At 42.1% G+C, this 13,187-nt stretch carries 8 protein-coding genes; 5 read left to right on the top strand and 3 right to left on the bottom strand.

All coding sequences use genetic code 11. From position 1 onward, the window contains the following. Nucleotides 1-248 precede the first annotated feature (248 nt). The 3 genes from V7L20_RS29000 to V7L20_RS28990 are packed head-to-tail and all read left to right on the top strand — an operon-like array spanning nt 249 to nt 4,168. Entirely contained in the window at nt 249-2,138 is a 1,890-nt protein-coding gene (locus V7L20_RS29000) for a tetratricopeptide repeat protein (RefSeq protein ID WP_334747389.1), read from the top strand. Between the two features lie 47 nt (nt 2,139-2,185). Beyond that, entirely contained in the window at nt 2,186-2,914 is a 729-nt protein-coding gene (locus V7L20_RS28995; protein ID WP_334747388.1) for a hypothetical protein, read from the top strand. Between the two features lie 3 nt (nt 2,915-2,917). Continuing rightward, nucleotides 2,918-4,168: a hypothetical protein gene (locus tag V7L20_RS28990; protein WP_334747387.1), complete on the top strand. Its 1,251-nt coding sequence runs from the start codon at nt 2,918-2,920 to the stop codon at nt 4,166-4,168. Between the two features lie 29 nt (nt 4,169-4,197). Here the strand turns inward: V7L20_RS28990 and V7L20_RS28985 are convergent, their stop codons facing one another. Continuing rightward, nucleotides 4,198-5,202 carry a glycerate kinase gene (locus V7L20_RS28985; protein WP_442943653.1) on the bottom strand — a complete coding sequence of 335 codons (1,005 nt, stop codon included), beginning with the start codon at nt 5,200-5,202 and terminating at the stop codon, nt 4,198-4,200. A gap of 17 nt (nt 5,203-5,219) precedes the next feature. Continuing rightward, entirely contained in the window at nt 5,220-5,552 is a 333-nt protein-coding gene (locus V7L20_RS28980) for a DUF565 domain-containing protein (RefSeq protein ID WP_334747385.1), read from the bottom strand. 473 nt (nt 5,553-6,025) lie between these two features. Here V7L20_RS28980 and V7L20_RS28975 point away from each other — a divergent pair, with 473 nt between their 5' ends. Together V7L20_RS28975 and V7L20_RS28970 are read left to right on the top strand one after the other, a co-directional pair. Then, entirely contained in the window at nt 6,026-6,661 is a 636-nt protein-coding gene (locus V7L20_RS28975) for a hypothetical protein (protein WP_334747384.1), read from the top strand. A gap of 631 nt (nt 6,662-7,292) precedes the next feature. Further along, on the top strand, nt 7,293-9,296 hold the full coding sequence (locus tag V7L20_RS28970; RefSeq protein ID WP_334747383.1) for an ArnT family glycosyltransferase: 2,004 nt from the start codon (nt 7,293-7,295) through the stop codon (nt 9,294-9,296). Between the two features lie 309 nt (nt 9,297-9,605). On the opposite strand, the gene V7L20_RS28965 is transcribed toward V7L20_RS28970, so the two are convergent. After that, on the bottom strand, nt 9,606-12,842 hold the full coding sequence (locus tag V7L20_RS28965; protein ID WP_334747393.1) for an ATP-binding protein: 3,237 nt from the start codon (nt 12,840-12,842) through the stop codon (nt 9,606-9,608). Between the last annotated feature and the right edge of the window lie 345 nt (nt 12,843-13,187).

Here is a 13,187-nt window from a genome sequence, read left to right as displayed (position 1 = left end):
TTCACGAAGCTCTGAGGTTCATCGACGGAGTTCAAAGACTCGTTCACGAAGCTCTGAGGTTCATCGACGGAGTTCAAAGACTCATTCACGAAGCTTTGAGGTTCATTGACGGAGTTCAAAGACTTGTTAGCGAGTATTAAAGACTCATTCACAAGTATCAAAGATTCATTCACGAGTCTGTCTCAAAGATTCATCAGGTTTTTGGCGAGTTTTTCGTGAGTCCTGATAAAATCTGAGAAGTTATTAGCATGATTATGCACAACCGTATATTTACTATTTTATTTTTAACTCTATCTCTGGCTACAACACCCCAGATTGTAGTTGCTCAAAACAATATAGAACAGCTATTTCAACAAGGCAACGCTGCCGAAACAGTGGGTAATAACTCCCAAGCAGAGACAATTTGGCGTCAAGTTTTGCAACTTGAACCCAATAATGGCAAAGCTTATAACAATTTGGGTAATGCTTTGCGGCGACAGGAGAAATTAGAGGAAGCATTAGCAGCGCACCAGAAAGCTTTGGAAATCAACAAGAATGATGCTGAAGCTTATGTGGGTATAAGGAACGTAGCTATTGCTTACTACAATCTCGGCATTGTCCTATATAAGCAAAATAAATTAGTAGATGCAGTTGCCGCCTTCCAAAAAGTGATTCAACTCAACCCTAAGGATGCTTATGCTTACTACAATCTCGGCAAAGCCCTGCTTTTTCAGAATAAATTAGTAGATGCAGTTGCCGCCTTCCAAAAAGCGATTCAACTTGACCCTAATAATGTTACTGCTTACATCAATCTTGGCACTGCCCTGTATAAGCAGAAGAAATTAGTAGATGCAGTTGCCGCCTTCCAAAAAGCAATTGAACTCAAACCCAACTTAGCTATTGCTTACAACAATCTCGGCATTGCCCTGTATAAGCAGAATAAATTAGATGGTGCTGTCGCTGCCTTCCAAAAAGTGATTCAACTCAAGCCTAATATTCCTGATGCTTACATCCATCTCAGTGTTGCCCTGACTGACCAGAATAAATTAGATGCTTTAGATGCTGCCGTCGCTACTTTACAAAAATTGATTCAACTCCAACCTAATAATGCTTATGCTTACAACAATCTCGGTATTGCCCTAGAAAAGCAGAAGAAATTAGATGCAGCAGTTGATGCCTACCAAAAAGCGATTCAACTCAACCCCAACTATGCTAGTCCTGCTTACACCAATCTCGGCATTGCGCTGTATAAGCAGAATAAATTAGATGCAGCAGTTGCCGCTTATAAGGAAGCCCTAAGATTACCAGAAGATAATTCTGGAACCCCAGCCAGCGCTCATACTCTTGCTCACAATGGTTTGGGTTTAATGTTCCAACAGCAAGAGAAACTAAAAGAAGCCATTGATGAGTTTGACAAAGCAGAAGAGATTGATCCCAATTTTGTCTATGCCAGTAACAACAATAGAGAAGCAAGGCGGTTATGGACAGAACAACAGAATAAACTAGCTAGTGTAAAAGACGATCGCCAATGGTTGCCTAAAGATGATCCAACTGTACCCGTTAAGCGTTCTGTGGTACGCATCACTGCCGAGTTTTCTATCAAGGAACGCCAGGGAACAGAGATTGGTACTGGTGTAGTCATTCAGCGAGAAGGCAACCGAACATTAATCCTCACCAATCGTCATGTTATTTTTGATGGCTATGAACAGGGTAAAAATATTCAGGTTGAATTTTTCAGTTCACCGCCGTCAAACCGAGTGCGAATGCGGCGAAATGCCAAGCTGTTCAAAATGACTACAGACAAACAAATCGATTTAGCTGTGTTGGAAGTTACCGATAATCTGCCAGAAGATATCCAACCCTTACCCATCTCCTTAACTGCAATCACCCCGAAAATGCCCATTCGCATCATCGGTCATTCTGCTCAAAGAGGTGAAGATAAATCTTGGTCTATGCAATCAGGACAAATCAGCTATCAAAACCAGCAATTAGAAATATCTCAAGCCGCACTCAAACCCGGTTATTCTGGCAGTCCTGTAATTGACTCGCAAAATCGGCTTTTAGGTATTGTCTTCGCTCAAAAGAAAGGTGAAGGCCGAGATTTGGCTTATCCGATGTCTGAAATTCAAAAACAACTGTCTACCTGGAAAATGAAATAGACGCGATGAATCGCGTCTCTACAAGTTTCTTTAACTTTGAATAAATTATGAATTATAAAATTATTCTTGCCAGCCTATTAATTATCAGCATTAGCCATCTTCCTGCTGCTGCTTCTTGCCCAGAAGGGAACCCAAAATCTACCAATTATATCCACCGCAAACCACCCAATCGCTGCGAAGGTATCAAAGAAGAAGAATTAAGCGGCAATAGCTTGAACCTGATTTCTATTGCTACCCGAAACTTAACCAGTTTTGGCAAAACCCTCACGGTGCAAATTCCCCGCATCAATGGAGGTAAAAATCCTCAAGTAATAGTGAAATCCTTGGGCGATAATTATCACTATCAAATGGATGACTTGTTATTGTCTAATAATGGTTCGCGTTTCAGCTTTAGCTGGGATACTTACGTTCTCAGGCAAGCAAAAATACCAGCTAACAGCCTTCGCGCTGTGGCATCCTATAATCTTGGTTCCCAGCCTATATATGTTCCAGTCATTCTGGGGCAAACTTCGGGTAAGTATGAATTTGTCTTTTATTCCCAAGACAGAGTGAGATTTACCAACTTTGAAATCCTCTCCAAAGGTCAACCAGCAATCTATAGCACTTCCCGCCCTAACCCGAAAAAGGGTGAAACTATTTTTACCTGGGATGGTCGCAATGCCCCATCTGGGCGCTATGAACTGCACTATGTTGCTAATATTGACCGAAGAGATGAACCTAGCGATCGCATAGAAAGGCGAATTGTATTTGAACATAACCCAAATTGGTTGAAATAAATCATGGCATCTCGGCAAAAAGCCAAACAAAAGTTTCCCAACTTCATCAATATTCGCCAATGGTTGAATTTCCTGAAAACATATCTAGTTGCTTTGTTTTTAGTCAGTATTTCAGCCCTAAAGCGCTTCCTACGAACTATTTCAAATCATCGAAATTCATTGTTGGTGTTGCTGCTACTTTTAGTTTTGGCTATCGTCACCTTTGCCGCTATTGTACCGGGTACACATACATTTGAAGGTAATATCATTTCTAAGGAAATGACTTTTACCTATAACGGAGAAGTATCTAAACTCTTTGTTCAAGATATTCACGGCATTAAGGAATTAGAAAATCAAGGCAGACAAACCCTAACTTTTACAGGCAATTTTAAAAGTGAAACTTGGTCAGAACTTAATCAGTTAGATTCCTTAAAAATCCAGCTTGAAGATAGCGAGAGTAGATGGATTATTGCTCCGGCTAATCTCCAAGCAACAAGTGATATTAACTTAGACGAACTCCGACTACAACCAAATACAAAAGTATCTGGACTAAGTTATGACTTTTTACGCAATCAGCTTGCTTTTTCTCTGCGATCTAACTCTAAATTAGACTTAAAAAATAACCAAAATACATTAGACCTATATTTAGGTGAACAACCAATAAAAGTTACAGTAGAAGGTTATGAATTACTAGATTCCAAATTACCAAATCAACCAGATAAACAAACACCGTTAGAATTTATTGTTAATCCAGATAATAAAAATTTTCATTTAGAAATCGCGCCAAAGTCAAATATTTCTATTACCTTAGGCAAAGCTCCAAAATATGAATCTGAGCAATGGTTTAGAGAAAAGATAGAAACCAAAGATGTGAAATTTATAGATTTAGATAGAAATGGTAAAGATGCCAGAGACGATTTAAAAATTTCTACTATTGTAGAAGGTAAAATCCGCATGGTAGGACAGGAACAGGACATTAAACAAAATCAGTTTCTCATGGGAGAAAATTCTGATACTCCTTTAAATATTCAACTGATACGCCATCTCCAAATTGTCCCTAAAAAAGGGATAGAAGCCCGCTTTTCTGGGAAAACTAAAGAGATTCAAATTGGTCTAGATCAGGATTTTCCAGTTTCTCAAATACAAGGTAGCTGGTTGGATGGCGTTTTACCTCGTGATGCAATTATTGCGCTGTTCTCTTTTGGGGCTGCTACAGTTGCAAATCTTTTGTCTTGGTTATTTAGTAACGCTTCTAAATCTGCGTCAAAACGTTAAGAGACGGGATTAATCGCGTCTGTACGGAGTTAGGAGTTAGTCCGACCGCAATACACTTCACCAAAGCTATGATCAGCATGAATCTCAATAACTAGATCAACTGCTGTTGCATCTTTTACCAACGGCTTGATGAATAATTCCGGGTGAAGCGATCGCCAAAAATAATTGACAAATTGCTCTATTTCTGCGTTGCTCATCCCCGATTTACCCGCAGCAATCATCTGCTGTTCCGCTTGTTTGCGCCACTCTAAAGAACAGCGATAATTAGTTGGATATAGCACAATTAAGCTGTCTAATCGCTTCCACAGTGGTAAATAATCGTGGAGGCGAAGATTCATTTCACGGGCAAATACTCTGTCTTCATCTGTAAGAATTGGTGGTGGTGCAGTATCAAATACATTTGCGTTAATTGGTCGCACACCCACAAACCAACCTTCAAATAGTACAATATCTACATCCGTCACCATTTCTGGAGTAGTGCGATCACCAGCACCTCCAAAAGCAGATTTATCAAAGCGGGGAAGCATAACTGGGCTTTGCAACTGGCGGATTTGATCTAATACATTTAAGCCTAAGTCTATATCGTGGGTTCCTGGTGGGCCGCGCCAAATCAAGCGGGGATCTTGCTGTGTTAAAACCAAGCGATCGCTGTAAGTTTTATATAAGTCATCCAAAGATAAACTTACAGTTCGGTATCCCAAGTGATCGAGAATCAAACTGAGAATCTTGGACATTGTGGTTTTACCAGTGCCTTGTCCTCCTAATATTCCTTGAATCAGGGGGCGTTCTAACTGTTGGCGCTGCGATGCTAGTTTGATTCCCAAAGGTAACCAAAAATCCCACAATACTTGTAACATTTCGTTAGGTTCGACTTTGAGGCTAGTTTGGCAGAATTGGCTAAAAGCTGGGAAGACAGATTTTAATAAATGCGATCGCTTTTCTATCACCTCATTGACATTTTCCGGCGTGATTCCAAAAGCTTTTGCCCTTAACCCATCTGCTAACGCCGCTTCTGTTGCTTGCTGCTTTTCCATCTCCCTCATCTCCCACCCTACGATCCCAGCTTAAAGGCTTCGAGAAACAGACCGTAGATGAAACCAATTTTGAAGAGATTTAGTGAATCTATCAAGAGCGATCGCCTTTCCAAAAAGCTGCGATTATAAAATATCCTACTGGTAATTTCCGTCAACATTACTAAAAAAGCAGCTACCACAATGTCTAATTCTGCTCGTTGACCGGCTGTAGTGGAAGCTACGTTTGCCAGAAAAAAACCAAACAAAAAATTAATGATCAGCAACGATAGCCGCCGCCAAGGATTTAAAAACCATTGCCCCAAGCGTGTAGCAATGGCATCGAATAAGTTATTCAGACGAGTGTTTTGCATCAGATCGACTTTTGGGAAAAGTCAAGATATCTTGAAATATTTCTATATTCAAAACAGGATACTGGTTTTAGCCTCAGCTTGTTTGTTAATATTATAGATATGTCCTGGGTTTCCAGCGTTGATTCAAATTTGCACATCCTATCATGTTTAGGAAAGTCTAGCCCCTTAAAAGGCTGCTTATTCTAACGCAAGATGAAATATGCATCCTTAGATTTATTTAAGGGGTTGGTAAAAAACGCCTTGCTGGGGCAGCTAGTACCGCAAAGTCAAAGTCAACTCTAACTCTTGTTTGTCAGACATTAAGGAAATTATTTCCTCTAAATATTTTCTAGTTAAAATGATAATTATAATACATAAATATCATTAACTGTAGGGAAGTCTATATTAGACTACTTTCCATTATTCCCTTTTGGGATAATAGGCTACTATTTGGTCAAGCTTAAACAAAATATTTATTTCTAATAACTATCAATATGAAATCTTCAGTATATCGTAACGTTGGTGTTACAGTTTTTTGCTTGGGACTGCTTGTTACTCTGGTGGGATGCTTTGGAGTGAGCGTATCCTTTGAGTCCACAAACCCAGATACATCTTCACAACCGCCGACTCAAACTACCCAGTGGGAGACGGCTTCCTCTACACCCGTTTCACTTGAAAAGGGTATTTCCGCTAGTCTATCAACTCCAGCAACTACCTCAACCAATCAAGTAAAACCTAATATTAAAGAAAATACTTATCCTGTCTTGGCAGAGCGTGATAAATCAGCAAGCAAAAGCAAGGATCAAGGAACTTTGCGAATGAGTAATCAAACAAACCAGCCTGTACGGTTGGCTCTACTGGCGCGACAGTCGGTAGCAAAAGGCTCTGATACTAAATCTACTAAGTATGATGTACCGGCACATTGGGATTTTGCTCCCCAAGAAGGTAGTGAAAAGGGACTGATTTTATCCCTACCTCAGAATAATTTAAAGCTGGAGAAGGGAGATATTTTAGTTGCTTTCGCACAAGATGGTTCCCGTCGTTACTGGGGACCCTATGTTGTCGGCGAAACTCAATTACCTAAATGGAATTCTCAAAACAGAGAATGGCAACTAGTGCTGAGTCCATAATCGATATTTAGTAAGCTGTTACGCAAATAAAATTGGATATTTACTTATGTACCCCTTTGGGGAAGCAAGCTAGCAAGAGCGTCTCCTTCAGGAGAGGGTTGTCATTAGTCATTTATATTTCAAAGGACAATATTAACGATTGCAATGTACAATCTAGACGTGCATCAGCTTAGTATTAGTACAGCGCGGGCTAAATAAACTACCCATGCCAAATCAACGAAATTCTTACGCTGTATTGATTTTGACTTTTGAATGCGTGAATACATGACTTTTGACACTTTGACTACCTCGGCTACTTCGACTGCGCCCTTCTCTTCTTAGGCTGCGCCTTAAGCGTAGCTATGCCGGAGGCTTTACGACTACCAAGAGGACAAGCTCAGGACAAGCTCAGTACAAGTCCGCTCGGCACAAGTCTGCTCAGTGTTAACTTTTGACTCCCGTTCGCGCAGCGTCCCGTAGGGAAGGGGTGACTTCCGCCTTGCGGTACTAGTGTGTTAGAGAAGTTTTTCTGGCAACTTGGAACATGGCGTTACTGAACGGGAAAAAGTGTAATATTGTTGAATTTAAAACTCTGAAGAACAAAAGATAGATAATCAACGACTATTGAGTAGTGATTGTTGACTATTGACTAATGAGCATGAAATTGAGTGTTAAGCACACTGTTGATCAGTGGTTCAACAAAATAGCAATGAATCCAGGCCTTGGTAGAACTGTGTCGATTTTGTGGTTGATATTGATTTGCTGGATAGCTTTTGGGTGGAATTTAGGCAACATTGGTTTAATTGATGAGACAGAGCCGCTTTTTGCCGAAGCTTCCCGCCAGATGTTCGTTACAGGTGATTGGATTACCCCATTTTTCAATGGTGACACTCGTTTCGATAAACCTGCTTTAATTTACTGGTGTCAGGCGATCGCTTATGCAATTATAGGAGTGAATGAGTGGGCAGTACGTCTTCCTTCAGCGATCGCAGCCTTCGCCTTAGTTTGTTTAGCTTTTTACACCATACAGTGGTATTTCGCTAAACAAGACGAACTAGAGCAAGTTTCACGTCCTACTCGCCGCTACTTCACATCTTTTATAGCAGCAGCGCTCATGGCACTCAATCCCGAAACTATTATTTGGGCGAGAACTGGTGTCTCTGATATGCTGCTCACCGGATGTATGGCATCAGCTTTGTTATGTTTCTTTCTCGGCTACGCAGGGAAGGGAGGAAGTAGGGAGCGGGGAGCAAAGGGAGAAAGAATAACCAATACTTCGACTTCGCCCTTCGGCTACGCTCAGGACAAGCTCAGTACAAGTGCCCCATCACGCCAGTTGCTTCAACGGAGGGAACCTCCGCAACGCACTGGCTCCCCAATGCCCCATGCCCTATTCCTTAATAAGTGGTACTTAGGTTTTTATGTGCTGATTGCTGGGGCAATTTTGACTAAGGGGCCAGTGGGAATTGTTGTACCAGGGCTAATTGTTGCCGCATTTTTGTTTTATGTAGGAAAGTTTCAAGAGGTTTTGCGGGAAATGCGCCTTTTCCTAGGTGTATTGATAATTTTAGGTTTATCAGTGCCCTGGTATGCTTTAGTTATTTGGCGCAATGGCTGGAATTATATTAATGCCTTTTTTGGTTATCACAACCTGGAACGCTTTACAGAAGTCGTTAATGGTCACTCAGCACCTTGGTATTTTTACTTTTTAGTAGTGCTGTTGGGTTTTGCGCCCTACTCAATCTATTTACCACTCTCTATAGTAAGACTACAGTTTTGGCAGCGATCGCACTGGCGATCCCTTGAACGTTTTCAGCAGTTTGGTTTGTTTGCCTGGTTCTGGTTTGCTAGCATCTTTGCCTTCTTCACCATTGCTGTTACCAAACTCCCTAGCTACGTGTTGCCTTTAATGCCAGCAGCAGCCATTTTAGTAGCTCTGTTGTGGAGCGACTTTTTCCAGGATACAGAGGCTAGGCAAACAATACCTGTTTCTTCCTCTCCCACTCCTCCCATCTCACCCTCTTTTCTTGGAGTGAGTGGTTGGGTGAATGTAGTGTTTTTATCAGTTCTGGCTACAGCACTGTTTAACATAACCCACATCTTAGGTAGTGATCCAGCTATAAGTAACTTCCACGAATTAATTCAACGAACTGGTTTACCAGTAATAGCCGGGGTAATATGGCTGGTTTGTGCCATTTTAGTTGCGGGTTTATTACTAAGTCGCCAATGGAACCAGGTGATCAGTATTAATTTAATCGGATTTGTCGCGTTTTTCATTTTTGTCTTAACGCCTGCTTCGTTCTTTATTGATCGAGAGCGTCAATTACCCTTAAGGGAATTGTCTGCGGTCATTCTAGAAGCAAAACAACCAAATGAAGAATTGATCATGCTTGGCTTCAAAAAGCCTAGTGTGGTATTTTATAGTCACATTCACGTAAATTATTTAAAATTTCCCCAAGAGGCTACAGAGCATATCAAAAACCAGGCTGCCAAAGGACTAAAACCTGCCTCAGTGCTGCTATTGGCTGAACAGAAAAAGTTTTTACAAATGGACTTGCAGCCAGATGATTATAAAAATTTATCAACCAAGGGTGCTTATAACTTGGTTCGAGTTCCTTTTAAGAAAAAGAGAAGTGAAAAAATGGATATTTCATAATTGGGAATTGGGCATTGGGCACTTGTACTGAGCGACTTGCCCTGAGCCTGTCCTGAGCTTGTCCCGAGCTTGCCCTCTTGGTAATCGTAAAGCCTGCGGCATAACTACGCTTAGGGCGCAGCCTCTGGTAGAGTTGGGCGTAGTCGTTCGCGTAGCGTCCCGTAGGGAAGGAAGTCGAAGTATTGGGAATAGACAAGGAAACAAGGAGAATTGAGGACAGGGGGAAGGGAAAGACGGCGTTGCAAGTTCTAAACTTTTATCACTTTCTCCCTTTGTACCCTGCTCCCTACTCCCTACTCCCTATTTCCATCAACATTTGTCATTGTAACTATTGATAGCTAAAGCCTGATTGATCTGGTTTAATAGGTCTTCCATTGATATTGATCGCGGTAATATTTGGGTAGCGATCGCACCAACAATAGTTTCTATCGGTTCCAAACTATTTTTCTTCTGCTTGTCAATTTCCTTATCAGCTATCCCAGGCTGGAAACTGGTTTCTAACCGATTTAATCGCTGATTAAGTACTAAAATTGGTGGTAATTTGTCAGGTGAATCTCCCAATGTTTTCAGTGCTTTTAGCACGTCTTTGTGGATAGCGGATTCTCCTAAACAAATTAGCAGTAAGTCAACGCTTTGGTGGCGAATTTGTTGTAACACTTCTGCCCAACAGGGACTCATTGCCGCTTTGAAGCCTGCTGTTTGTAGGTACTGAATTAAAGCTTGGAACCACTCAGATCCCCGTTTTGCAGTTTCACTACTAATTGAGCAATTTTTTGCTGCCCGATAACCCTTAACTTGCCTGCGTCTTACCTGTGGTAAATCACGCAGCATTGTCAAATCTACTACCAAGATGTTAGCAGGACAGCAAGTACCAGAAGCAATTTCCAATACTGATAGTAAGGCATCTGTGTTTTCGGTGCGACTACTGTTGTCTTTAGTAAATGATGTTAAGTAAGGAAATACAGATAACTCTGGTATTTTAGAAGCTATTAGGGTGGTTGTGACATCGCAAGTAACTAGTGGGATAGCTGCTAAACGTGGGTGTTGAATTAGTTGTTGCAGATAAGTTTGGGCGGTGGTACTTTCGACATCTAGCAAAATTACATCAAACTGCCATACCCGCGCCAAAAGTTCTGCTTGATCTAGGTCATCTACTTCAATCACCCGGTGTTCTCGAAGTGAGGGGTGGGGATTGACCGATTCTAACTGGGGATTCACTAATCGGAGAATTCGCAGTGGGGTTTTAGTTGGGATAATTGCGCTGTTGTTTGACCCTTGCGGTAAAATTGCTGGTGAAGTACATAATTTTTCGAGAACTGGTGCTAAAAGGTGATTCTCTACTGGCAAGCTTAAGAAACCATCGGCTCGGTTAGCAAATGCTTGCTCCTTTTCGGCTGCCGTCGCTGTCACAATTACAGATATATGACGGGTTGCAATATCAGATTTCAGTAAAGTCAGTACATCCCAGCCTGAGAGCAGGGGTAGTAACGGATTCAAAAATATCGCTATTGGTTGCAAGCGCCGAGCTTTTTCGACTGCTTCTGTTCCTGATCGCGCAATCACTACCCGATATCCTAAACCTTTAAGTTGTTCGGTCAAGTCTTCAATATATCGGGCTACTGCCTCGACTACCAAAACCAACCGTTGCGAACTGGCAAGATGATGCTGTGTGGAGGTAATAACATGCCCAAGAGCGGTTGCGGAGTTTTCCCGTGTCGATTGATGTCGCGTTTCTTCCTCTTCTTTGATTCCCATATCTGGTTCCGAAAAGCCTGTTTTCGGGGGACTGGGCGGCAGAAGAAGTGTAAACTGGCTACCTTTTCCTTCACGCGATAAGAAACTGACATCTCCTCCGTGGAGACGAGCCAAGGCCCGGGTTAATACCAGCCCCAAACCAGTGCCTTCAAATTGGCGGGTGAGGGGATTTTCTAGTTGTTGGAATTTTTGAAAGATTAAGTGTTGCTGGTGTTCAGGAATGCCAATACCTGTATCCCAAACCGTAAAGGCAATCCATCCTTCCCAACGGCTTACCCGTAGCCCAATTTCGCCAGATATTTCAGTGAATTTAAAGGCGTTGGAAAGTAGGTGTACTAGCATCTGGCGCAAGCGTAATTCATCTGCCACTATCTGGTCTAAGCCTAGTTCAATGGAAAGGCAGAATTGGGGAGCAGATGAACGGGCGTTTTGAGTTGGCGAGGCAGATGTAGCTTTGGTAGTTTGAGTATGAATGGCTTTAGCATCTGATAAGGCGCGATCGCACACAGCACTAATTTTTACTGGGGTCAGCGTCAAATCCATTTGTCCCGTTTCCATGCGGGTCAAATCTAAAATGTCATTAACCACACTCATCAGGTGGCGTCCACTTTGATGAATCAGCCCTGCATAACGGGCTTGACGTTCGTTAAGTTCTCCCAACTGCTGATCCACTAGCAAGCGCGATAATCCTAAAACGGCAGTTAGGGGAGTTTTGAGTTCATGACTAATACAAGCTAAAAACTCGTCCTTCAACCGATTTAGTTGAATTAAATCAGCATTCTTTGCTGCCAATTCTTTACAAAGCTGTTGCTGCTCAGTCACATCAGTAGCTAAAACTAACCACAAATCCTCGCTGAGTACAACCTCCTCTTGTCCACTCATGACTTGAAACTCAGGACTATCTAAAGGAATTTTGGCAAATTGCCAGATTCGCTCCTGACCATTTTGCACTTCGACAACGCAGGTACAAGTACCTACTTGACTATCCAAATAGCAGCGACTATATACAGCATCAGGTGATGCTTCTTGCTGGGTCAGTTCTTCTTCACCACCATGCTCATTCTCCCTACCATTGGGATAAACCTTGATTGCTCCTTGGGTGACATATTCTGGTTTTTTACAGAGCTTAGGGACAAGTATTGCCTCCACCTCTTGCCTAACTCCTTCTGGATCTTTCAAGACTCCTAATTGCTCCCACCAGGCGGGATTTCGTGCTACCACCTCGCCACTACCCGTTTGCAACATCAAAGGCCAAGGCAGTCTTTCCAGCAAGTGTACCAGTGGTTGGTGTCCCAACGACTTGGGTTCATTTGGCGGCTGCTCACCAGACGACCTCTCAATGCCTGAACTTTGTAATCCAGCCATGCGTTCCTTAGCCAGCGATCGCAACAGGCGTGAACTATCCAGCAGCCCCAAATATTGACCATTAGAGTCAATCAGTGCCCAATCTAAGTTCTGCTGTTTTTCGGCTTGGGCATAACGTAAGTACAAGCTTAATTGCTCTACACGCTCAGAAGCTGATATTGTCTGTATTGGATCAATTAGACCTTGACTCCAGCTAGAGAGTGATTGGTGTAAATTTAGATTTTTATCGTCACTATGTGCTAATAATTTTTGGATTAAACGGGCAGAATACAGCAACCCGATAGGGGATTGCTGGTGATTCACTACTACCAAGCGATCGCACTGCTCTTGCTCAAAAATCTCCAACACCACTGCCAGAGAACTTGTTTGGGAGCAGCTAGGTACGGTTGCCTGAAAGTCATAAAGCGGGTAATCTAGCATTAACATAGGGCTTTTGGGGTCATTCTTCCTGTGGAACCCTCCGGCATTTCCATCTGCCAAATATTGATGGTGTTTTCGCCTGAAGCCATATCCTCTAAGAAGACTCATATAAGCAACTCTGGTTATTTCAACGCTATTAAAAAACGGAATTTGCCCTTACGGGCACTTTTGCATCCTTTATATTTTTCCAAGAGGCCACGTTTCTAAGTTGTAGCAACTAACCTCCCCAGTGTCTTACTGGTATTTAAACTCCTCATCGATAGCGACAGCTAAAACAATTATGGCCCCAAAGAATCGCTTTAGAACCTTGAGGAATTATAATGATTTAGAATGGGACAATCCTTTAAGTTC

Origin of the sequence: Nostoc sp. (assembly GCF_036916735.1) — a bacterium.
Taxonomy (GTDB): domain Bacteria; phylum Cyanobacteriota; class Cyanobacteriia; order Cyanobacteriales; family Nostocaceae; genus Nostoc.
The sequence above is the reverse complement of the archived record's forward strand: the minus strand, read 5'-3'. Positions and strand labels throughout refer to the sequence as shown.